General features: G+C 72.1%; 18 protein-coding genes. 13 read left to right on the top strand and 5 right to left on the bottom strand.

All coding sequences use genetic code 11. From position 1 onward, the window contains the following. The first annotated feature begins 142 nt into the window (after window positions 1-142). Together nrdR and MM438_RS09695 are read left to right on the top strand one after the other, a co-directional pair. Window positions 143-646, top strand: a complete 504-nt coding sequence (gene nrdR / locus MM438_RS09700; RefSeq protein ID WP_241452262.1) for a transcriptional regulator NrdR — start codon at window positions 143-145, stop codon at window positions 644-646. A 149-nt stretch (window positions 647-795) separates the two neighbouring features. After that, complete coding sequence (locus tag MM438_RS09695) at window positions 796-3,744, top strand: vitamin B12-dependent ribonucleotide reductase (protein WP_241452261.1); 2,949 nt, start codon at window positions 796-798, stop codon at window positions 3,742-3,744. A gap of 908 nt (window positions 3,745-4,652) precedes the next feature. On the opposite strand, the gene MM438_RS09690 is transcribed toward MM438_RS09695, so the two are convergent. Next, a complete protein-coding gene (locus tag MM438_RS09690) occupies window positions 4,653-5,471 on the bottom strand; it encodes a hypothetical protein (RefSeq protein WP_241452260.1) in 819 nt (272 codons plus the stop codon). A 247-nt stretch (window positions 5,472-5,718) separates the two neighbouring features. Between MM438_RS09690 and MM438_RS09685 the strand changes: the two genes are divergently transcribed. Further along, window positions 5,719-6,885 carry an amidase domain-containing protein gene (locus tag MM438_RS09685; RefSeq protein ID WP_241452259.1) on the top strand — a complete coding sequence of 389 codons (1,167 nt, stop codon included), beginning with the start codon at window positions 5,719-5,721 and terminating at the stop codon, window positions 6,883-6,885. 71 nt (window positions 6,886-6,956) lie between these two features. On the opposite strand, the gene MM438_RS09680 is transcribed toward MM438_RS09685, so the two are convergent. The 4 genes from MM438_RS09680 to MM438_RS09665 all read right to left on the bottom strand — a co-directional run bounded on the left by MM438_RS09680 (window position 6,957) and on the right by MM438_RS09665 (window position 9,759). Then, window positions 6,957-7,886 (bottom strand): endonuclease/exonuclease/phosphatase family protein, encoded by a 930-nt coding sequence (locus MM438_RS09680; protein WP_241452257.1) that lies wholly within the window; start codon window positions 7,884-7,886, stop codon window positions 6,957-6,959. Window positions 7,887-8,001: 115 nt separating this feature from the next. Next, window positions 8,002-8,493 carry a hypothetical protein gene (locus MM438_RS09675; RefSeq protein ID WP_241452256.1) on the bottom strand — a complete coding sequence of 164 codons (492 nt, stop codon included), beginning with the start codon at window positions 8,491-8,493 and terminating at the stop codon, window positions 8,002-8,004. A gap of 4 nt (window positions 8,494-8,497) precedes the next feature. Continuing rightward, entirely contained in the window at window positions 8,498-8,956 is a 459-nt protein-coding gene (locus tag MM438_RS09670; RefSeq protein ID WP_241452255.1) for a hypothetical protein, read from the bottom strand. A gap of 29 nt (window positions 8,957-8,985) precedes the next feature. Next, window positions 8,986-9,759, bottom strand: a complete 774-nt coding sequence (locus MM438_RS09665; protein ID WP_241452254.1) for a DeoR/GlpR family DNA-binding transcription regulator — start codon at window positions 9,757-9,759, stop codon at window positions 8,986-8,988. A gap of 276 nt (window positions 9,760-10,035) precedes the next feature. Here MM438_RS09665 and MM438_RS09660 point away from each other — a divergent pair, with 276 nt between their 5' ends. The 10 genes from MM438_RS09660 to MM438_RS09615 all read left to right on the top strand — a co-directional run bounded on the left by MM438_RS09660 (window position 10,036) and on the right by MM438_RS09615 (window position 21,324). Beyond that, window positions 10,036-11,127 carry a substrate-binding domain-containing protein gene (locus tag MM438_RS09660; RefSeq protein ID WP_241452253.1) on the top strand — a complete coding sequence of 364 codons (1,092 nt, stop codon included), beginning with the start codon at window positions 10,036-10,038 and terminating at the stop codon, window positions 11,125-11,127. A gap of 31 nt (window positions 11,128-11,158) precedes the next feature. Continuing rightward, complete coding sequence (locus MM438_RS09655; RefSeq protein WP_241452252.1) at window positions 11,159-12,685, top strand: sugar ABC transporter ATP-binding protein; 1,527 nt, start codon at window positions 11,159-11,161, stop codon at window positions 12,683-12,685. After that, a complete protein-coding gene (locus tag MM438_RS09650) occupies window positions 12,682-13,803 on the top strand; it encodes an ABC transporter permease (RefSeq protein ID WP_241452251.1) in 1,122 nt (373 codons plus the stop codon). The genes MM438_RS09655 and MM438_RS09650 overlap by 4 nt, the downstream gene beginning before the upstream one ends. Before the next feature lies 1 nt (window position 13,804). Next, window positions 13,805-14,818 carry an ABC transporter permease gene (locus MM438_RS09645; RefSeq protein WP_241452250.1) on the top strand — a complete coding sequence of 338 codons (1,014 nt, stop codon included), beginning with the start codon at window positions 13,805-13,807 and terminating at the stop codon, window positions 14,816-14,818. Then, window positions 14,815-16,326: an FGGY-family carbohydrate kinase gene (locus MM438_RS09640; RefSeq protein WP_241452249.1), complete on the top strand. Its 1,512-nt coding sequence runs from the start codon at window positions 14,815-14,817 to the stop codon at window positions 16,324-16,326. Before MM438_RS09645 ends, MM438_RS09640 begins: the two co-directional genes overlap by 4 nt. Window positions 16,327-16,429: 103 nt before the next feature. Then, window positions 16,430-16,678 (top strand): hypothetical protein, encoded by a 249-nt coding sequence (locus tag MM438_RS09635; RefSeq protein WP_241452248.1) that lies wholly within the window; start codon window positions 16,430-16,432, stop codon window positions 16,676-16,678. 5 nt (window positions 16,679-16,683) lie between these two features. Next, a complete protein-coding gene (locus MM438_RS09630; RefSeq protein WP_241452247.1) occupies window positions 16,684-17,694 on the top strand; it encodes a CobW family GTP-binding protein in 1,011 nt (336 codons plus the stop codon). A 156-nt stretch (window positions 17,695-17,850) separates the two neighbouring features. After that, window positions 17,851-18,741, top strand: a complete 891-nt coding sequence (locus MM438_RS09625) for a diacylglycerol/lipid kinase family protein (protein ID WP_241452246.1) — start codon at window positions 17,851-17,853, stop codon at window positions 18,739-18,741. A gap of 78 nt (window positions 18,742-18,819) precedes the next feature. Further along, window positions 18,820-19,959 carry an ROK family transcriptional regulator gene (locus MM438_RS09620; protein WP_241452245.1) on the top strand — a complete coding sequence of 380 codons (1,140 nt, stop codon included), beginning with the start codon at window positions 18,820-18,822 and terminating at the stop codon, window positions 19,957-19,959. Window positions 19,960-20,055: 96 nt separating this feature from the next. Beyond that, the gene (locus MM438_RS09615) at window positions 20,056-21,324 is read left to right on the top strand and encodes a zinc-binding dehydrogenase (RefSeq protein WP_241452244.1); all 1,269 of its coding nucleotides are present in this window, start codon (window positions 20,056-20,058) and stop codon (window positions 21,322-21,324) included. The last annotated feature ends 30 nt before the right edge of the window (window positions 21,325-21,354 follow it).

The following is a 21,354-nucleotide window of genomic DNA, read 5'->3' as shown; positions in this document are numbered from 1 at the left end:
AGGATCACTACATCTAGTGGTTACATGGGTGTAAGTCATCCACATGTAGTCCACGGGCGGCACGCCTCTGTCAACAGGGGCGGCTGGGTTGACCACAGGTTGTCAACAAGATCGTCCACAGGCCCAGGGAGGAGGAGTCGTCGTGCACTGCCCGTTCTGCCGCAACACCGACTCCCGGGTGATCGACAGCCGCACCGCCGACGACGGCTCCGCGATCCGGCGCCGGCGCCAGTGCCCCGCCTGCCAGCGCCGCTTCACGACCGTGGAGTCCACCAGCCTGACGGTCATCAAGCGCTCCGGCGCGAGCGAGCCGTTCAGCCGGGCCAAGATCCAGGAGGGCGTCTCCAAGGCCTGCCAGGGTCGCCCGGTCGGCGAGGACGACCTGGCTCGCCTCGCGCAGAAGGTCGAGGAGCACATCCGCTCCCAGGGCCACGCCGAGATCGAGGCCCACGAGGTGGGTCTGGCCATCCTCGGTCCGCTGCGCGAGCTCGACGAGGTCGCCTACCTCCGCTTCGCCAGCGTCTACCAGGCCTTCGACTCCCTCGAGGACTTCGAGGCCGCCATCGCCGTGCTGCGCGCCGAGCGCGAGCCCACGGGCGCCGAGCCTGCGCGTGCAGGCTCCGACAGCCCGCCCACCACGCCCTGACGGGCCGGCGGGTCCGTCGGCGGCCGCCTGCACGACGGCCGGACGACGACGCGCCGTGCCCCACCCCCAACTCCATCACCCCCGCACGCCCGTGTGCCGGGGACCCACCCCCGCCATACGGCAGAAGACTCCCCATGGAAGGCAGGACCATGACCGAGACCGTCGGCGCCCGCTCCGGTTCGCGCAAGTCGGCCAAGAAGGGCCTCACGATCGAGCGCATCTTCACCACCCCCGGGGTACACCCCTACGAGCAGGTGACCTGGGAGAAGCGCGACGTCGTCCAGACCAACTGGAAGACCGGCGAGACGATCTTCGAGCAGCGCGGCGTGGAGTTCCCCGACTTCTGGTCGGTCAACGCCTCCACGATCGTGACCACCAAGTACTTCCGCGGCGCCTTGGGCACCGACCAGCGCGAGACCGGGCTCAAGCAGCTCGTCGACCGGGTCGTCCTGACGTACGTCAAGGCGGGCAAGGACCACGGCTACTTCGCGACGCCCGAGGACGCCGAGGTCTTCGAGCACGAGCTGACCCACGCGCTGGTCCACCAGGTCTTCAGCTTCAACTCCCCGGTGTGGTTCAACGTCGGCACCGCCAGCCCGCAGCAGGTCAGCGCCTGCTTCATCCTGTCCGTCGACGACTCGATGGACTCGATCCTGAACTGGTACAAGGAAGAGGGCTTCATCTTCAAGGGTGGCTCCGGCGCCGGCCTCAACCTCTCCCGCATCCGCTCCTCCAAGGAGCTGCTGTCCTCCGGCGGCACCGCGTCCGGCCCCGTGTCGTTCATGCGCGGCGCCGACGCCTCCGCCGGCACCATCAAGTCCGGCGGCGCCACCCGCCGCGCGGCCAAGATGGTCGTCCTGGACATCGACCACCCCGACATCGAGGAGTTCGTCGAGACCAAGGCCCGCGAGGAGGACAAGATCCGGGCCCTGCGCGACGCCGGCTTCGACATGGACCTCGGCGGCCGCGACATCGTGTCGGTGCAGTACCAGAACGCCAACAACTCCGTGCGCGTGTCCGACGAGTTCATGCGCGCCGTCGAGGAAGGCACCGACTTCGGGCTGCGCGCCCGCATGACCGGCGAGATCATCGAGCGGGTCGACGCCCGCGAGCTCATGCACAAGGTCGCCAAGGCCGCCTGGGAGTGCGCCGACCCGGGCATCCAGTACGACGACACGATCAACCACTGGCACACCAACCCCGAGACCGGCCGGATCACCGCGTCCAACCCCTGCTCGGAGTACATGTCGCTCGACAACTCCTCCTGCAACCTCGCCTCGCTCAACCTTCTGAAGTTCCTGCGCGACGACGACACCTTCGACGCCGAGACCTTCCGCAAGGTCGTCGAGCTGGTCATCACCGCGATGGACATCTCCATCTGCTTCGCGGACTTCCCCACCGACCCGATCGGCGAGACGACGCGCAACTACCGCCAGCTCGGCATCGGCTACGCCAACCTGGGTGCCCTGCTCATGGCCACCGGCCACGGCTACGACTCCGAGGGGGGCCGGGCGCTCGCCGCCACGATCACCTCGCTGCTCACCGGCGCGGCATACAAGCGCTCCGCGGAGCTGGCCGCCGTCGTCGGGCCGTATGCCGGCTACGCCCGCAACGCCGAGGCCCACAACCGGGTGATGCGCCAGCACCGCGACGCCAACGCCGCGGTCCGCACCCTCGACGAGATGGACGGCTCGATCCACGCCCTCGCCACCCAGGCCTGGGACCAGGTCATCTCCCTCGGCGACGCCAACGGCTTCCGCAACGCCCAGGCCTCGGTGCTCGCCCCCACCGGCACCATCGGCTTCATGATGGACTGCGACACCACCGGCATCGAGCCCGACTTCTCCCTGGTGAAGTTCAAGAAGCTCGTCGGCGGCGGCTCCATGCAGATCGTCAACCTGACCATCCCGCGCGCCCTGAAGAAGCTGGGCTACCAGGAGGAGTCGATCGAGGCGATCGTGGAGTACATCGCCGAGCACGGTCACGTCGTCGACGCCCCCGGCCTCAAGCCCGAGCACTACGAGGTCTTCGACTGCGCCATGGGTGCCCGCGCCATCTCGCCGATGGGCCACGTGCGGATGATGGCCGCCTGCCAGCCCTTCCTGTCCGGCGCGATCTCCAAGACCGTCAACCTCCCCGAGACCGCCACGGTCGAGGAGATCGAGGACGTCTACCTGCAGGGCTGGAAGCTCGGCCTCAAGGCGCTCGCGGTCTACCGCGACAACTGCAAGGTCGGCCAGCCGCTGTCGGTGCAGGAGACCAAGAAGCAGGCCGACGACCGGGCCGCCGACAAGGCCGAGTCCCTGGCCGACGCCGGCGAGGCCACGGTCCTGGAGAAGGTGGTCTACCGCCCGACCCGCCGCCGCCTGCCCAAGCGCCGTCAGTCCCAGACCACGTCGTTCACCGTGGGCGGCGCCGAGGGCTACCTCACCGCCGGGGCCTACCCGGACGGTGGGCTCGGCGAGGTCTTCCTGAAGTTCGGCAAGCAGGGCTCGACCCTCGCCGGGATGATGGACGCCTTCTCGATGGCGATCTCCGTCGGTCTGCAGTACGGCGTGCCGCTGTCCACCTATGTCGACAAGTTCACCAACCAGCGCTTCGAGCCGGCCGGTCTGACCGACGACCCGGACATCCGCATGGCGCAGTCGATGATGGACTACGTCTTCCGTCGCCTGGCGCTGGACTACCTCGACTTCGAGACCCGCTCCATGCTGGGGATCTACTCCGCGGAGGAGCGTGCCCGTCAGCTCGAGACCGGCTCCTACGAGCCCGTGACCGACGACGACGAGGAGGAGTACGACGACGAGATCCAGCAGGACGTCGCCACCTCCAAGACGCCCCAGGAGAAGGCCCGCGAGGCGGGGGAGAAGTTCGGCTCCCGCGCACCGGCCATCCGCCCCGACGACGTCAGGTCCGGCGCCGGTGCGGCCGACGCCCGTGAGGTCTCCCAGGAGATCCACTCCTCCGCCGAGCTGATGGAGAAGCTCCAGGGCATGGCCTCGGACGCGCCGATCTGCCTGACCTGCGGCACCAAGATGCGGCCCGCCGGCTCCTGCTACGTCTGCGAGGGCTGCGGCTCCACGAGCGGCTGCAGCTGATCGGTCCGTATGCCGAGGGGCCCCGCCGGGATTCGTCCTGGCGGGGCCCCTCGGGCGTTCCTGGGCGACGCGGGGCCGCGGTGCCAGGAAGCCCCAGCTCCAGGACGAGGAAGGCGTCCGGGTCTTCTCCGGCGAGCCGGAACATGCTCAGGTCGTGCGACCAGCACGGCGGCACCGGACGCACCTCGTAGGAGTCGTCGCTGGTCACCGCTCCCAGGCCACGCTCCACGCAGGCAACCGGGTCCAGACCCTCGGCGTCGAGCACGATCTGTGCGACGTCGTCGAGCTCCACCCTCGTCCGCAGGAGGCACTCGCGCTTCGGGCGACCGGTCGCCGCATCGGTCGTGTCCACCTCGACCTCGACGTGGATCCACTCCGACAGGTCGGGCGGCAGGGCGTCGAAGAGCTCGGAGAGGACGCGCAGACCCACGCCGGCGATGCAACGGCGGTAGAGCGACCTCCGCTCGGCGGCGGCCCGCAGGGTCTGCTTCAGTCCGGTGACCTGCGAGAAGGTGTAGCCCTTCTTCCCTGGGCACGGCGCTCGGGGGCAGGGCCGTGACGCGCGCCGGCACGGCAGAATCCACCGCGTGCGGGGTCACGGTCGGTCGGTGCAGGTCACCGGATCGCTCGGCGCACCGGTTGAGAGGGCTCTCGACGGCGACGCACGCCTCCACGAGGTCGGTGCCGGTGCGGATGGCGGCGCCGCGGGTGCGCCTGGCGAGGACCGCGGACATGGCGGGGACCTCATCCTCCAGGTCTCGGTCTCGGCCCCTTTCGCGGCGGCCAGCTCGGCGGCGCTGCTCCGCCTGGGCCTGGACAGCCTTGACCGATCGTCCGAGGACGTTGCTGTCGCTCATCAGGCCCGATCCCTTCTCCCTGGCGGTCGTGGGGCCGTCGCCTGGCGTCGTTCACTGCAGGCGTATGGCGTTGGTCCCGTTGCGCCGAAGAGAGCCCACGAGCTGGTTGTCGCCGGTGGGCCCGACGGCGCAGCGGTAGGTGCTGCCCTCGCGCAGCATCGTCGTGGTCACCGACCCCTGCCAGCTCTGGGCCGGAGCGGCGAGGCAACGCTCCGCCAGGTCCAGGCACTCCGCGTCGGAGGGGCGGGCTTCGTGCACGCCCGAGACCAGCTCCAGGTCGTGGCGCTGGGTGCAGGGGACGAAGCGGGTGCCGGACCTGTCCGTCAGGCAGGTGCGCAGCGACACCCCCTCGGAGCGACCCAGCGCGCCCGCCAGGGGCCCGGTCAGCGGCGTCACCCAGGCGACCGCGCACCCGTCCTCGGCGCCGCGGGTGTGCAGCTCCGGGGCAAGCGAGTCCAGGCTCGGGTCACCTCCGGCATACGTCAGGATGCCGGAGCGGTCGCAGCTGGTGACGGCGGTCGCGGGCAGGTCCTCGCGGGCGTGGGCAGACTCGCACGAGACGGGCTGGCCGTCCTGCCCGCAGACCGCCGCGGCGACGGCTGTGCTGGTGGTGGGAGGCGTGCTGGGGGAGGACCCGGTCTCGGACACCCGTGGCCGGGCCGTGGGGAGAGCCGCGGTCGATGGTGGTGCTGCCGGCTCCGGTCGCACCGTGACGTCGACGAGGACCGCGTCGGCTCTGGACGTGCAACCCTGGACCTTGTCGTCCAGGAAGAGGCGGATCGTGACGGCATGCGCGTCCTTGATCGGAACCTGGAACTCGTGCGTGTGGCTGAAGTCCACGGTGCTGATGTCCGCCTGCTTGCCGTCCACCACGACCTCGGCGGTGACGCGCTGGCCGGAGGACTCGGACGTCCTCCCGCTCTGCCCGGCGCCGAAGGACAGCTGGGAGAAGGCTGCGAGGAGCGGGGCGCCAGGTCAGGCGCCTGGAGGGGCCTGTCACCGGGATGGTCTACTTGGCAGTAGCATTCGGCTGACGGCCGACTTGTGGAGTGGGCCGTCGGGCGCGCTGCCGGGGGTTGGTAGCCGTCCACATCCCTCTCGTGATCCAGGAGATCTCGTGCGTCGTCGTCTTTCGTTCGCTCTCGCCGGTGGGCTCGTCGCCTGCGCGGTGCCTGTCCTTGCGCCCACGTCCCAGGCCGCGTCAGCCCTGGACGGTGAGCTCCTGAGCCGGACCCTGGCCGCCTCGGTCGTCACGCGTTACCAGGAGGAGCGCGTCGCCGGTGCCGTCGGGCTCCAGCGCGTCGGGCTCCCGCTGTCCAAGGACCGTTTCGCCCCCACGCTGCTCAAGAGCCTGGCCGCCGAGAAGGCCAAGATCGCCGAGACGCACCGCCGGGCCGGTTCCCCCCGTGCCTACGACCGGGGCATGGTCCTCGTCACGGTGGACAAGGTGAACCGCACCGGTGACACGGCCACGGTGACCACCAAGGACTCCACCCGGCTGCACCTGCGGGGCGCCGGCATCGGGCTGGAGGACTACGCCACCGACGTGGCTCCGCGGTCCTACACCTTCCGTCTGGTCGGCGGCCGGTGGCAGGTGCAGGGCGTCAAGGACCTGCAGGAGCTCACCCCCCAGCAGCGTCGTGACGCCGGTGCCGCGGCTGCCGACATCCTCACCCCGCTGCCGAGCGTCAAGGGCAAGGGCGCCTTCGCCGGGGTGACCGACTCGCCGGAGGTGACCGCCAAGCTCAAGGCGCGGCCTGCGGCCAACACCCTCACCGCCCCCTACAACCGCGACAAGGCGTCGGCGTACGCCTGGCGGCACGTGTTCTTCCACAACGACCAGAAGTACCCGACGTGGGGCGGCGCCGACTGCACCAACTTCGTCTCTCAGGTGCTCGCCGCCGGTGGGTGGACCAACGTCGGCAAGGGTGCGATGAAGCCCGGCGACCGACGCGCCTGGTACTACGCGGCGGGCGCCTACCCCAACACGCGCAACGCTGCCACCAGCATCAGCTGGATCAACGCCCAGAAGCTCGCCGACTTCTTCCGGGCCAACCCTCAGCGGGTCGTGGAGTACCGCAACCCCGCCAACGCCCGGGTGGGCGACATCGTGCAGTTCCAGTGGGGCGGGCAGAAGCGCATCAGCCACAGCGCCGTCGTCACCGGCGTGATGCCCTGGGGGCTGCACCTGACCTACCACACCACGGACAAGCTCAACGAGTCGCTCAACCTGATCATGCTGCGCGACCCGGGCGCCAAGGCCTACTTCTTCTCGCCGCGCTGACCTGACGCCGGCACGCCGACCGCTTTCGCGGGCCTGGAGGTTTGGGGATCTCCGGGCCCGCGAAAGCTCTGTCACGGCACGCGGATCAGGGCCTGGACGGGTGCGTGGTCGCTGGGTGCCTGCCCCGTGCGGGTCCAGGTGTTGACGGCAGCCGCGAGGACCGTCGCGCCGTCGACCAGGATCCAGTCGATGCGCTCGCCTCCGACCCGCGGGGCGCGGTAGTCCGTGAAGGTGCCGTAGGCCGGGGTGAGGCGCCGCTGCGCGGCCGACCACGCGTCGGTGAGCCCGCCCTCGGTGACCAGCGTGGTCCAGGCGACGGAGTCCCCTGCGGCCGAGTTGACGTCGCCGGTGACGACGACCGGCAGGCCGGGGTGCTCGGCGACGACCTGCAGCATCATCTCGGCGCCGCGGCGCCGGGACTCGTCCGACACGTTGTCCAGGTGGGTGTTGAGCCAGAGCAGGTCCCGGCCGGTCGCGGTGTCCGTCAGGGTGGCCCAGACGATGATGCGCGGCAGGGTGTTGCCGTATGTCGGCGACGGGACGTCGGGGGTGTCGCTGATCCAACGCTGCCGCCACTCGCCGACCGTGAAGCGCGCCGCGTCGTAGAACATCGCGGAGTACTCGCCCTCGGTGCCGTTCCCCAGCATCCGGTAGGTGTCGGGCAGCGCGTCCCGGATCGCGGGCAGCTGGTGGTCCAGCGCCTCCTGGGTCCCCAGCAGGTCGGGTTGCTCGGCGCGCAGCAGGTCCTGCAGCGCCGGGACGCGACGGGGCCAGTAGTCCGGGCTGGTGCGCCGGGTGCCGGCCTTGTCGTAGCGCACGTTGCAGGTCATGACGTGGACGTCGGGCCCGGTGGCGGGGCCGATCAGCGGGAGCGTGACCGCGGGCGTCGCCGCCTCGGCGGGGGAGGCGGCAGTGGTGAGGGTGAGCGCACCGGCGCCGGTGAGCAGGGCGCGACGGGAGACGGGGCGGCGGGGCGCCGGGCGTGGGGGCAGGGAGTCCATGCCTCGACCCCAGCAGGGCTGGTCCACCAGGGGCCGACGCGCTTGCGTCCGGCGGGTGAACGTCACCCGGCCGCACCGTGCCCCGACGCTGCCGGGGTCGGTGATGCCTTGCGGCTCAGGCGATCTCGCCGCAGAACTTCTCGGGGAGCGAGCGTCGTGGGGCGCCGGCGCGCAGGTCCCGGACGGCCTCGCGGGCCAGGGCGATCAGGTCCGTCTCGGCGAGCGCCGGCCCGCGCCAGGTGTCGTCCTCGCGGATCAGCTCGTGGACCACGATGATCGGCATCCCCGGTCCCTCGAGCTGTCCACGGACCGCGAGGACGGTCCCGGGCAGGTAGACGACCTCCTGCTCCTGCGGGTCCGTGGACACGGCGGTCAGGTCGCGACCGCTCTCGCCCACGACGAGGAAGACGCCGATCGCTCCGGGCTGCACGGCCAGGGCCAGGTCGCGGGTGGTGGCGGTCAGCCCGACCGTGCGCAGTGCCGCGAGCTCGGTGCCGAAGGGGGTGGAGCCGTCATACCCCCGCCAGGTGATCGCGGGGGTCGCGGGCAGCTGGGCGAGGGCGGCGGTGAGCACCTCGAAGCGGGTGCGCAGCTCGTCGGAGGTCATGGCCTCACCGTAGGGCCCGGTCGGGCTGGAGGCAGATCCGGCGGATCGCGTGGGTGTAGGCCACGCGGGCGACGGCGGCCGTCAGCGGGTCCGCCCAATGGGGGATGCCGATCACCGAGATGCTCTGGCGCCACACGAGATCCGTGACGGAGCCCGCCTCGGCAGGGGAGAGGACGGCGTCCACCGACCCGCGGATCACGGTGCCGATCTTGACGATCCGGTAGCGCCACGGACCGTCCTCGGGGCAGGACACGTCCAGGACGAGCATCCGGTCGTCGACGGCGAGGGGCCACCACCCGGTGCGGGCGAGGATCTCGGCCCCCACCTGGTCCAGGCGACCGTTCCCGGAGGTCGACACGGTGGTGAGGGGGATCTCCTCGGTGTGCCGGTCGGCGCACCACAGGCGCTCTCGGACGATCTCGCGCGGCAGGGGAATTCGCAGGGTGAGCACCAGATCGGCCATGCCCCGAGCCTAGGGCTCCGAGAGCACCGTCAGCGTCGGCCGCGCCAGCCGTGGTCGGGGTCGAGGGCGGCGCGCACCACCTTGCCGCCGAAGGCCGGAAGGTCGTAGTCGTCCAGCTGCTCGTCGGTGATGATCAGGTCGGCTCCGGCGACCTCGCTGATGAAGCCGACGCAGCGCACGCCGAAGGCGGCGGAGAGGGCGAGCACGCAGCGCCGCTGCCCGGCCGCGAGCATGGCTCGGGCGGTGGCGACCGACCACGGCGTGGAGGTGGTGAACCCGCCGAAGGGGTGGATGCCCTCCACCTCGACGAAGGACCAGTCCGCCTGCTGCTCGGCGAGATACGCTGCGGTGACCGGCCCGGAGGTGGTGGCTCGCCCGGGGGCGTCGCGCAGCTCGCCGCCGGCCGCGAGGACCGTGATCGTGGGGTGCTGGGCGAGCTGGTCGGCCGCCCGCAGGTCGTTGGTGACGACGGTGAGCGAGGGGACGTCGTACAGCAGCGGCACCAGCTGGTCGGTGATCGGTCCGCCGCCGATCAGGATGCGCTCGCCGCCCCGCAGCATCCGCCGGGTCGCCCCGGCGATCGCGAGGTACTCCTGGGCGCGGACCGCGCGGGGCACCGAGACCCGGTGCAGACGCACCCCGCCGTGCAGGCGCTCGACCAGGCCCTGCCGGGTGAGGGTCTGCAGGTCCCGGCGGATGGTGGAGACGTCCACGTCGAGCTGGGAGGCCAGGTCCTTGACCTCGACGTAGGTTCCTCCGCCGAGGGTGGACAGGATGAGCTGCTGGCGGCTGGTGAGCCCCATCGCACCTCCCTGCCTCGCGCCTGTCGGCCCGATCGTATGCCGCCCCCGCGGACCCGCCGTCCGCGGTGCGGGAGGGGGCGCCACCACCCTAGGGCGATCTCCGCCACATCCGTGCACGAATTCGTGCACCCTCTCGGGTGAATGCGTGCAGAACGGTTGACACCGCAGGAAGAGCGGGGTCAGGCTGCCGAGCAGGCGTTGCACGAATTCGTGCACGAGTCGACGTGGTCTCGTGCGCAGCAGTCGCCACCGGTAACTCGAAGGAGAGTGGATCAGATGCGCGCTCGTCGCACGATCACCATGGCGGCCGGGCTGAGCGTCCTCGCCCTCAGCGCCTGCGGCACGGTCAACAACACCTCGGCCCCCGCAGGAGGGGGCTCGACCGGCGCGTCCGCGGCCGGCAGCGCTGCCGGGGGCGCGCCGGGCGCCGCGGGCGGTGGCGCCGCCGTCGCCCAGGGCGCCTACGTCAACGTCGTCAAGCTCACCGGCATCGCGTGGTTCGACCGGATGAAGACCGGCGTCGAGGAGTTCGGCAAGGAGTCCGGCAAGTCCGCGACCCAGACCGGACCCGCGACCAACAGCCCCGAGCTGCAGGTCGGCATCATCCAGGGCCTGATCGCCAAGAAGCCGTCCGTGCTCGCGATCATCCCCTCCGACCCCGGCTCGCTGGACGCGGTCATCAAGCAGGCGACCGGCGCGGGCGTCAAGGTGATCACCCAGGAGGCCCCGGAGCTCTCGAGCCCCGACGCCGACATCGAGGCCTTCGAGAACGCGAAGTACGGCCAGGCGATCATGAAGGGCCTCGGCGGCTGCATGAAGGGCCAGGGGCAGTACGTCCAGTTCGTCGGCTCGCTCACCGCGGCGACCCACATGGAGTGGTCCAAGGCCGCCCTGGAGGAGCAGAAGAAGTCCTTCTCCGGCATGAGCCGCATCGGCACCGAGGTCGAGTCCAACAACAACGCGGACGTGGCCTACCAGAAGACCAAGCAGCTGCTGCAGGCCAACCCCAAGCTCACAGGCTTCGCGGGCGCCAGCTCCGAGGACGTCATCGGCATCGCGCGGGCCATCCGGGAGGCCGGCCTGCAGAACGACACCTGCGTCTACGGCACGGGCGTCCCGTCCCAGTCCAAGCAGTACCTCACGGACGGGTCGATCGACGAGATCTACTTCTGGGACCCCTCGGCCGCCGGCAAGGCCATGCTCAAGGCGGGCCAGCTGCTCGTCGACGGCAAGAAGATCGCGACGGGGACCGACCTGGGCGTGGAGGGCTACACCAAGCTCACCCAGTCGCCCACCAACCCCAAGATGTTCACGGCCGACGCGATGCTGACGGCGACCAAGGACACCGTCGACAAGTTCCCCTTCTGATCCGTCCGACGCTGCCGAACGAGTAGGTCCCATGCCCTCCACCACGCACCACCCCACGGCGGACGTCCCGGACGTCGTGCCCCTCGTGTCCGCCCGCGACGTCACCAAGTCCTTCGGCGGGGTCCACGCCCTGCGCGGGGCGTCGATCGACTTCTACCCGGGCGAGGTCCACTGCCTCGCCGGGGAGAACGGCTGCGGCAAGTCCACGCTGATGAAGGTCATCAGCGGCGCCCACGCCCCGACGTCGGGGCAGGTCGTGGTGGAGGGTCGGACCTACGACCACCTCACCCCGCGCACGGCATACGGCCTGGGCCTGGAGGTGATCTATCAGGACTTCTCCCTGCTCCCCAACCTCTCGGCCGCCGAGAACATCGCCCTGCCAGGACATCTCGTCACGGGCCGCCGCCTGATCCGCCGCAAGGAGGTGATGGCGACGGCGGAGGCCGCCGTCGCCCGCCTCGGGATCGACCTGGACCTGCGCACCCCCGTCGGCGAGCTCACGGTCGCCGAGCGCCAGCTCACCGCCGTGGCCCGGGCCCTGGCCCACAGCGCCCGGTTCATCGCCATGGACGAGCCGACGACCGCGCTCACCTGGCGCGAGGTCGACGCGCTCTTCGACGCGGTGCGGACCCTGCGCGCCGACGGCGTGGCCCTGGCGTTCATCAGCCACAAGATGCAGGAGGTCTTCGCGATCTCCGACCGGGTGAGCGTGATGCGCAACGGCCAGGTCGTGTCCACCGGGCGCCCGGACGAGCTCACCCACGCCTCCCTCGCGGAGCGGATGACCGGCCGCCGCTCCACCGAGAGCGAGCGCACCACCCCGATCGAGGTCACCGGGCCCCCGGCCCTGGAGGTGCGCGGGCTCACCCACGAGCCGTTGTTCGCCGACATCTCCTTCACCGTGCGCCAGGGGGAGATCGTCGGGTTGTCCGGCCTGCTCGGCTCCGGCCGCACCGAGATCGCCGAGGCCGTCGCCGGGATCAACCCCGCCCCCACCGGGGAGGTGCTCGTGCACGGCTCCCCGGTGCCGGTGCGCTCGATGCCCGACGCCGTGCGTGCCGGCATCGGCTACGTCCCCGAGGACCGGCTCACCCAGGGACTCTTCCTGGACCAGCCGATCGCCGACAACCTCGTCGCCGCGCACCTGGACCGGGGCTCCCGCCGCGGCCTGCTCAAGCGGGGCGCCCTGCGCCAGATGGTGGACGACTCGGTGCGCGACCTGCGGATCAAGGTCGGGTCGGTCGACGACCCGGTCCGCAGCCTGTCCGGCGGCAACGCCCAGCGGGTCCTGCTCGCCAAGTGGCTGCTCGGCGAGCCCAAGGTCCTCATCCTCAACGGGCCCACCGTCGGTGTCGACGTCGGCTCGAAGTTCGACATCCTGTCCGTCCTGCGGGTGCAGTCGCTCAAGGGCCTCGGCGTGGTCGTCATCTCCGACGACGTCCCCGAGCTCGTCTCGACCTGCCACCGCGTCCTCGTGGTCCGCAGCGGGCGCATCGTCGGCGAGCTCGCCGGCGATGCGCTCAGCGAGCCCGCCATCGTGAAGGCCATCTCCGCATGAGCGCCACCAGGTCCACCGTGCCGACCAGCCCCTCGGCCCACCCCGCCACCACCGCCCCGACAGCCCCGCGCGCGAGCCTGTCGCACCGGCTGCTCGCCAACTCCGAGCTGCTCCTCGTCGTCCTGATCCTCGCGATCCTGGCCGCCGTCGTCGTCAAGGTCCCCGACTTCCTCAACGTCGAGACCCTCTTCAACATCCTGCGCGCGTCGATGGTCAACGTCGTCTTCGCCCTCGGCGTCCTGCTCGTCCTGGTGGCGGGCGGCATCGACGTCTCCTTCCTCGCCATCGGCATCGTCGCGGCGTACGTCGCCTGCCGGGTGACCCCGCAGACGGGGTCGCTGGGGATGGCTGTCGTCCCCTTCGCCGTCGCCATCGGCATCGGCGTCGTCCTCGGGCTGGTCAACGCCGCCGTGGTCATCGGCGCCCGTGTCATCACCCTGATCGCCACGCTGGCGACCTCGGCGATCTTCACCGGGGCGCTGTTCGCCCTCGGCGGCGGCGACATCATCAACACCCTCCCCGAGCCGCTCCAGCAGCTGGCGACCACCAACCTGATCACCGCCAAGGGCGCCGTGCGCGGGACCACCCGGCTCAACGTGCTCGTCCTGCTGGTGCTGCTGGTGGCGCTGCTCGTGTGGGCCTTCCTGCGCTGGACCGTCGCCGGACGCAGCGTCCTGGCCCTCGGCGGCGGCGAGGAGGCCGCGGCCCGCGCAGCCGTGCCCGTCCGGCGGATCAGGGTGCTCGTCTTCTGCCTGGCCGGTGCGCTCGCCGGCCTGGCCGGGATCATGCACGTCACCCTCGCCGAGCGGGCCGACCCGACGACCTTCATCGGCCAGGAGCTCAACGTCATCGCCGCCGTCGTCCTCGGCGGGGCTGCGATCACCGGAGGCAAGGGCACCGTCCGCGGGACCGTCCTCGGCGTCGTGCTGATCTCGCTGATCCAGACCTCGCTGGTGCCCCTCGGCGTCCCCAGCATCTGGCAGCAGGCCGTCGTCGGGCTGCTCCTGCTCCTCGGCGTCACGCTGCAGGCCCTGTCGGCCCGCACCCGTCCCGCCCGCCCGATCCTCGACCACGGTCCCGTCGCGACCGCCGAGCCCACCACGGAAGGCGCCCACTGACATGGCGACCCTGACGTCCCCCCGAGACCTGCTGCGCGCCATGGGGACCCGCGCCAGCTTCACCCGACTCGTCCTGGTCACCCTGGCGATCTTCGTGACCTTCAGCCTGGTCAACCCCGGGGTCTTCCTCTCGGGCGCCAACTTCCAGTACATCTTCCTGTCCGCCCCCGAGCTGACCCTGCTGAGCCTGGCCATGTCCCTGGCCATGCTCACCGCGGGCATCGACCTGTCCGTCGTCGGCATCTCCAACGTCTCGGCGATCGTCGCCGCGCAGCTGATGCTCGGCGGCCGGCCCGTCGGCGTCGCGGTCCTCGCGGCGCTCGCCGTCGGGGCGCTGTGCGGGCTGGTCAACGCCGCGCTGGTGGCGGGTCTGGGGGTGCCCCCGATCCTCGCCACGCTCGGCACCCAGCAGCTCTTCAGCGGTATGGCGCTGGTCCTGTCCGGCGGCACCGTGCTCATGGGCCTGCCGCGGTCCTTCACGGACGTGGCGCTGACGACGGTCGCGGGGATCCCGCTGATCTTCGAGATCATGCTGCTGATGGCGGTGCTCGTGGCCGTCGTCGTCGGCCGGACCACGCTGGGGCTGCGGATGCGCCTGGTGGGAGCCAACCCGCGGGCGGCGGACTACAGCGGGATCCGTCGGGGCCGGGTCCTCACGCTGACCTACCTGCTGTCCGGCACCCTCGCGGGCGTGGCCGGTCTGATCATCAGCTCGCGCGCCAGCGGCGCCAACTCGCAGTACGGCACGTCGTACGTCCTGCTCGCGATCGTGGTGGCGGTGCTCGCCGGGGTCAACCCCGACGGCGGCTACATGACCGTCGCCGGCGTCGTCATCTCGGTGCTCGCGCTGCAGATGCTCGCCACCGGCCTGCTCTCGGTGCAGGACAGCCCGCACGTCGTGACCATCGCCCAGGGTGTGCTGCTGATCGTCATGGTGCTGTGGAACACCTGGGGCGCGGGCCTCGGGCGCTGGTGGCGCTCGCGCGCCGGGCGCCGCGAGGAGGTGGCGGCATGACCGCCCGCACCCCGGTCACCCTGGGCATCGACATCGGGACCGGCAGCGCCAAGGGCGTGCTGGCGACCGCCGACGGTGAGATCCTCGCGGACGCGCGCGTCGACCTGGCGATGCGGCTGCCGCGGCCCGGCTGGGCCGAGATGGACGCCGTCGACGACTGGTGGGGGAGCGTGGTCACCATCGCCCGCCGGCTCACCGACCGGCTCGCCGAGCTGGGCCGGCACGAGCTCGTCGCGATGTGCGTGTCCGGTCTCGGTCCGGCGCTCGTCGCCTGCACCGACGACCTGACCCCGGCGCACCCGGGGATCCTCTACGGCATCGACGCCCGCGCCGAGGTCGAGATCCAGGAGCAGACCGCCCAGCTCGGCGCCGACGCTGTCCTCGCCCGCTGCGGCAAGCACCTGTCCAGCCAGGCCGTGGGACCCAAGCTCGCCTGGTTGCGTCGCCACGTCCCGGCCTATGACCCGGCCATGCGGTGGTACTCCGCCCACAGCTACGTCGTCGCCCACCTCACCGGTCGCTGGGTCCTCGACCACCACACCGCCAGCCAGTGCGATCCCCTGTACGACGTCGCGCGGCAGGACTGGGCGCGGGACTGGGCCGAGCAGGTGCTGCCCGGGACGCCGCTGCCCGAGCTGCTGTGGCCGGGCGAGGAGGCCGGGCGGGTCACCGCCGCAGCCGCCGCGACGACCGGCCTGCCCGAGGGCCTGCCCGTCATGGCGGGCACGGTCGACGCGTGGGCGGAGGCCTTCAGCGTGGGCGTGCGACGGCCGGGCGACCTGATGCTCATGTACGGCTCCACGATGTTCCTCGTGCAGGTGCTGCCCGCCCCGACCGTCGACGCCCGCCTGTGGACCACCTCCGGGGTCGTGCCCGGGTCGCACACCCTCGCGGCCGGCATGTCCACGTCGGGGAGCCTGACCACCTGGCTGCGCACGCTCATGGGTGACCCCTCCTTCGAGGACCTCGTGGACGAGGCCCGCGCCGTGCCCGCCGGCAGCGACGGGCTGGTGCTGCTGCCCTATCTCGCGGGCGAGCGCAGCCCGCACTACGACCCCGACGCGCGCGGGGTGATCAGCGGCCTGACCCTGCGGCACACCCGCGGCCATCTCTTCCGGGCGGGCTACGAGGGGATCGGTTACGGCATACGGCAGGTCGTGGACGTGCTCTCCGAGGTCGCCGGGCCACCGGCCCGGGTCGTCGCCGTCGGCGGCGGCACCCAGGGCGGGCTGTGGACCCAGGTCGTGAGCGACATCTGCGGGATCGAGCAGCAGGTGCCTCGGGTGACCGTGGGGGCGAGCTACGGCGACGCGCTGCTGGCCGCCACCGGGGTGGGGCTGGTGCCCGTCGGCACCTCCTGGGCCCAGGTCGACCGGGTCGTCTGCCCCGATCCCGCGGTGCGGGCGACCTACGACCGGCTGTACGACGTCTACCGCGAGCTCTACCCGGCCACGCGGGACCTGGTGCACACCCTCGCCCGCCTGCAGGGGGACGCCGCGGCCGGGTGATGGCCCGCGGGCGAAGCCCGGACGGCGGCCCGGTGCGCGCGGGCCGCCGTCGAGGTGCTTCACTGATCCCGGTCATGCCCGTCCGTCGCGCCGAGGAGTCACCATGACGCAGACCGCTCGCCCCACCCTCGTCCGGACCCTGGTGGTCCTGGCCGCCCTGGCCGCCGCCCTGGTGGGCCTGGTGGCCTGGATCTACGCGCTCGCGCTGACCGCGACCCTCGACGAGGAGTTCCTCCCGCTGCCCAGCCACGTGCCGCTGCTCACCTGGGCCGGGATCGCGCTGATGCTGCTCGGTGGCGCGACGGCGCTCACCACGCTGCTGCTCCGCCGCCGGGCCCTGGCCGCCGCCTGACCCGGGTGACCCGCACCCGCACCCCCGTCGTCGTCCTGTCCGGACGCCTCGGCAGCGGCAAGACCACCCTGCTCAACCACCTCCTGCGTGCCGGCGCCGGTCGGATCGGCGTGATCATCAACGACTTCGGTGCGATCAACGTCGACGCGCTGTTCGTGGCCGGGCACGTCGACGCGGCCCGCTCCATCGCGGGCGGCTGCCTGTGCTGCCTGTCGGACACCAGCGAGCTCGACCGGGCGCTGCGCGGTCTGGGCGCGCTCGACCTGGACGCGATCGTGGTCGAGGCGAGCGGGCTGGCCGAGCCGCGCGAGCTCGCCCGCCTGGTCATCAGCAGCAGCGTGCGCGGCGTGCGGTTCGGTGGCGTCGTCGAGGTGATCGACACGGCGGCCTGGGCCGAGGAGGGCCGGTACGACGAACCGCCCGTGGCTCTCGACCACCTGCGGGTGGCGTCGCTGGGCGTCGTCCACAAGACCGACCGGGTCGCCCCCGACCAGGTGGACCGGCTCGAGGAGCTCCTCGCCCGGCTGGCGCCACCGCTTCCCCTCGTCCGGGCCGAGCACGGACAGGTGGACCCGGAGCTGTTGTACGACAAGGGCGCTCGCGGCCTGCGGGCTGGGCAGCTGAGCTTCGCGGAGGTCCTCGCGGACGTCCACGACCCGCACCGCTCGCACTCGCACGCGACCGCGATCGCCGTCGACGACCCGCGCCCGGTGGACCCGGGCCGGCTCCTGGCGTGGCTGGAGGCGCGACCGACCGGGGTCTGCCGTGTCAAGGGCACCACGTGGATCGACGCCCCGGGCCACCGCGGGCGCTGGGTCGTGCAGGCCGTGGGCGGCTGGGTGGCCTTCGAGCGGGGCCCGTGGCCCCGGGGGCAGGAGCCCGGCACCCGGCTGGTCGCCATCGGCACGGACGTGGACGCGGCGGCCGTCGAGCGGGAGGTGCGCGCGCTGCTCGACGACGAGGGGGAGCGGGGCGAGACGGACGTCCTGCCGCTGCTGCGCTACCTGCGCGCCTGACCGACCCTGCGCCGTGGCGATCCTCCGGCTGCCCGTGGGCCGCGCACCGGTGCCGGCGCGCCCGGCCGGCTCCTCTGTGCACCCGGTCGGCCGGGCTCCTGCGGGGCAGCACCGCGGGTGGCGCTCGGGTGAGCGGGGGTGTGGCAGGGTGCGGGCATGACCGAGGATCCCCCCGCCCCGCGCCGCGCCGTGCTGGTCGTCAACCCCGTCGCGGGCCGGGGGCGGGCCCTGCGCCTGAGCGCCCCCGTCGCCGACGTGCTGCGCGGTCACGGCTGGTCGGTGCAGGTCGTGGTCTCCCGCGACGAGGACCACGCCACCGCCACGGCCGCCGCGGCCGGTGCCGACCAGGTCGTCGTGTCGCTGGGCGGGGACGGGCTGCACCGGCTGCTCGCCCTCGGCTGCCTGGACGGGGGAGCCGCGCTGGCCCCGCTGCCCGGCGGCCGTGGCAACGACCTGGTGCGGGCGCTCGGGCTGCCCACCGACCCGCTGGCCGCCGCGCGGGCCCTCGGGCGGCCGGGCGAGCGGCGCCTCGACGTCGGGGAGGTGGATGGCCGGCCCTTCCTCGGGGTGGCGACCGTGGGCATCGAGGGGGCGGCCGGGCGACACGCGAACTCCGCTCGCCTGCTGCGCGGCTCGTCGGTCTACGTCTGGGGCGCGGTGCGCGCGCTGGTCGAGCACCGACCGGTCCCGCTGCGGGTCACGGTCGACGGCGTCGGGGCAGACCTGCTCCTGCACGGCCTGTCCGTCGGCCAGTCCGGTCGCCACGGAGGTGGGATCCGCGCCTGTCCGGACGCGGAGCTCGACGACGGGCTCCTCGACGTGACCGCGCTGCAGGCCTGCTCGGTGCCGCGGCTCGTCGCCCTCCTGCTGCGGGCCTTCGGGGGTGACCACGTGCGGGACCCCTGGGTGAGCACGGGCCGCGGCCGCGTCGTCCGCGTCGAGGGCCCACCCCTCACGGTGCACGCCGACGGCGAGCACGTGGGTGTCCTCCCGGCCACGGTGACGGTCCGTCCCGCCGCCCTGCGCGTCCTCGTCCCACGAGGGTGAGGCCACGGACCACCTGGCCCGACCGCGGCCGGGGACCACCTGGCCTGACCATTGGGGGCGACATGGCAGCATGTGGCCATGATGCGCAGCGAGACCGGCCCCGGACAGGTCCTGGCGGTGCTGCGCGAGCTCGGCCCCACCACCCGCAAGGACCTGGTCGACGCCCTGGGGTGGTCCCGGATGACGGTGGGCAAGCGCCTGGAGGAGCTGATCGGCGCCGGGCTCGTGATCAGCACCGGCACCGCCGCCTCCGAGGGCGGCCGGCCGGCCGAGATCTTCGGGCTGCACGAGGCGCACGGCCTGGTGCTGGGGCTCGACATCGGCGGGGCCTACACCCGGCTGGCGATCGCAGACCTGGGCGGCACCTTCCTGGCCGAGGACGCCGCCGCCATCGGGCTGGCCACCGGACCCCGAGACGTGGCCGCCTGGGCCGACGAGCGCTCCCTGCGGCTGCTCGCCCAGCTCGGGAAGGGGCCGGACGACGTGCTCGCCGTCGGCGTCGGCGTGCCCGGCCCGGTCGACATGCGAGCCGGTGTGATCGGGGCGCCGCTGCGCGAGTCGGCCTGGGAGGGCGTGCGGTTCAGCGACCTGCTCTGCGTGCGTGGTCAGGTCCAGGTCGTCGACCGCGACGTCAACCTCATGGCCGTCGCCGAGCACCGGGCCATCGACGGGGGCGAGCACACCGTCGTCCTGCGTGTCGGCATGGGCATCTCCTGCGCCTTCGTCCTGGACGGCCAGGTCTACCGCGGCGAGCGCGGCGGTGTCGGTGTCCTCTCCCTGCCGGGCCCCGACGGGCGGTGGCAGCGCCTGGACGAGGTCGTCAGCGGCTACACCATCCGGGAGCGGCTGGCCGCCGAGGGGGTCTCGGCGGGCACCAGCCTGGAGATCCTGGACCTGGTCCAGACCGGCCACCCGCTGGCCTGCGAGCTCGTGGGCGAGCTGGGGGAGAGCCTCGGCCGGGCGCTCGCGGAGGTCGTGCGCCTGCTCAATCCCTCGACCGTGGTGGTGGGCGGGGCGCTGTCGGACGCGGGGGAGGTGCTGCTCGCGCCGCTGCGGCGATCGGTCGCCGAGGGTGCGGGCACCTATGCCCTGCAGACCCTGACGATCCGGCTGTCGGCCCACGGGACGCGTGCCGGCACGACCGGCGCGGTGCGGCTCGCCGTGGACGCGCTGCTCGAGCCCGGCCGGGTCAACCGGCAGCTCGCGAGCGGGACCTGAGGCCGCACACCCACTTTAGTCTATCTGTAGACAAAAGCGGTGGATCGCCATACGGTGGGGACCGAGGTCGTCCCCCACTCACGGATGGAGCACAGCATGCGCACCGAAGCCGCCGTCATCCACGGCAAGGGCAAGATCAAGGTCGCCGAGGTGGAGCTTCCGCCGATCGGCCCGGACGAGATCCTGATGAAGGTCATGTCGGACAGCATCTGCATGTCCACCTACAAGGCCACGATCCTCGGGGAGGACCACAAGCGCGTGCCGCCGAACATCTCCGAGGTCCCGGTCATGGCCGGGCACGAGTTCGCGGGCGAGATCGTCGAGGTCGGTGCCGACCACGCGGGGGACTACCACGTCGGCCAGCGCATCGCCATCCAGCCCGCCATGGGCCTGGCCAACGGCTACTCGAGCGGCTACTCCTATCCCTACTTCGGCGGGGACACGCACTACACGATCATCCCCAAGATCGCGATCGACAAGGGCTGCGTCCTGCCCTACGACGGGACCTACTTCGCCAACGCCGGTCTCGCCGAGCCGATGTCGTGCATCATCGGCGCCTTCCACGCGCAGTACCACACCACGCCCTTCGTCTACGAGCACGTCATGGGCCCGGTCCGGGGCGGACGTATGGCGCTGCTCGGCTGCGCCGGCCCCATGGGCATCGGGGCGATCGACTACGCCGTCAACGGTCCCTACCACCCGGCCCAGGTCGTCGTCGTGGACATCGACCAGGCCCGCCTGGACCGCGCCGCGTCGCTGCTCACCGTCGAGGACGCCAGGGCCAAGGGCGTCGACCTGCGGTACGTCAACACCTCCGAGGGCGACCCGGTCCAGACGCTGCGCGCCCTGACCCCCGAGGGCAAGGGCTACGACGACGTCTTCGTCTACGCGCCCGTCAAGGCGCTCGTCGAGCTCGGCGACCGGATCCTCGGCTTCGACGGCTGCCTGAACTTCTTCGCCGGCCCCACCGACAAGAACTTCGTCGCGGACTTCAACTTCTACAACGTGCACTACGAGTCCACGCACATCGTCGGCACCTCGGGCGGCTCCACCGGCGACATGGTGGAGTCCCTGGAGATGTCCGCGCGCGGCGAGCTCAACCCGTCCTTCATGGTGACCCACGTCGGCGGCCTGGACGCGGTGCCGGAGACGGTGCTGACCTATCCCTCCATCCCCGGCGGCAAGAAGCTCATCTATCCCTGGGTGCGCATGCCGCTCACCGCGATCGACGACTTCGCCCGCCTCGGGGAGCAGGACGAGTTCTTCCGCGGCCTGGCCGAGATCTGCGGCCGCAACAACAACATCTGGAACGAGGAGGCCGAGCGCTTCCTGCTGCAGCACAAGGCCCCCGACCTCGATCTCTGAGCACCTCCGGCCCGTGCGACAGGGCGAGAG

The organism is Arsenicicoccus dermatophilus, from assembly GCF_022568795.1.
GTDB classification, from domain to species: domain Bacteria; phylum Actinomycetota; class Actinomycetes; order Actinomycetales; family Dermatophilaceae; genus Arsenicicoccus; species Arsenicicoccus dermatophilus.
Note: the sequence above shows the minus strand (reverse complement) of the source record. Positions and strands in the feature narration are given on the sequence as shown.

What these genes read in the sequence shown, in the direction of transcription:
- MM438_RS09695 (WP_241452261.1), top strand. Translation starts at nt 796, where the DNA reads ATGACCGAGACCGTCGGCGCCCGCTCCGGTTCGCGCAAGTCGGCCAAG.
- MM438_RS09680 (WP_241452257.1), bottom strand. Translation starts at nt 7,886, where the DNA reads ATGGACTCCCTGCCCCCACGCCCGGCGCCCCGCCGCCCCGTCTCCCGT.
- MM438_RS09675 (WP_241452256.1), bottom strand. Translation starts at nt 8,493, where the DNA reads ATGACCTCCGACGAGCTGCGCACCCGCTTCGAGGTGCTCACCGCCGCC.
- MM438_RS09670 (WP_241452255.1), bottom strand. Translation starts at nt 8,956, where the DNA reads ATGGCCGATCTGGTGCTCACCCTGCGAATTCCCCTGCCGCGCGAGATC.
- MM438_RS09665 (WP_241452254.1), bottom strand. Translation starts at nt 9,759, where the DNA reads ATGGGGCTCACCAGCCGCCAGCAGCTCATCCTGTCCACCCTCGGCGGA.
- MM438_RS09660 (WP_241452253.1), top strand. Translation starts at nt 10,036, where the DNA reads ATGCGCGCTCGTCGCACGATCACCATGGCGGCCGGGCTGAGCGTCCTC.
- MM438_RS09655 (WP_241452252.1), top strand. Translation starts at nt 11,159, where the DNA reads ATGCCCTCCACCACGCACCACCCCACGGCGGACGTCCCGGACGTCGTG.
- MM438_RS09650 (WP_241452251.1), top strand. Translation starts at nt 12,682, where the DNA reads ATGAGCGCCACCAGGTCCACCGTGCCGACCAGCCCCTCGGCCCACCCC.
- MM438_RS09645 (WP_241452250.1), top strand. Translation starts at nt 13,805, where the DNA reads ATGGCGACCCTGACGTCCCCCCGAGACCTGCTGCGCGCCATGGGGACC.
- MM438_RS09640 (WP_241452249.1), top strand. Translation starts at nt 14,815, where the DNA reads ATGACCGCCCGCACCCCGGTCACCCTGGGCATCGACATCGGGACCGGC.
- MM438_RS09635 (WP_241452248.1), top strand. Translation starts at nt 16,430, where the DNA reads ATGACGCAGACCGCTCGCCCCACCCTCGTCCGGACCCTGGTGGTCCTG.
- MM438_RS09625 (WP_241452246.1), top strand. Translation starts at nt 17,851, where the DNA reads ATGACCGAGGATCCCCCCGCCCCGCGCCGCGCCGTGCTGGTCGTCAAC.
- MM438_RS09620 (WP_241452245.1), top strand. Translation starts at nt 18,820, where the DNA reads ATGATGCGCAGCGAGACCGGCCCCGGACAGGTCCTGGCGGTGCTGCGC.
- MM438_RS09615 (WP_241452244.1), top strand. Translation starts at nt 20,056, where the DNA reads ATGCGCACCGAAGCCGCCGTCATCCACGGCAAGGGCAAGATCAAGGTC.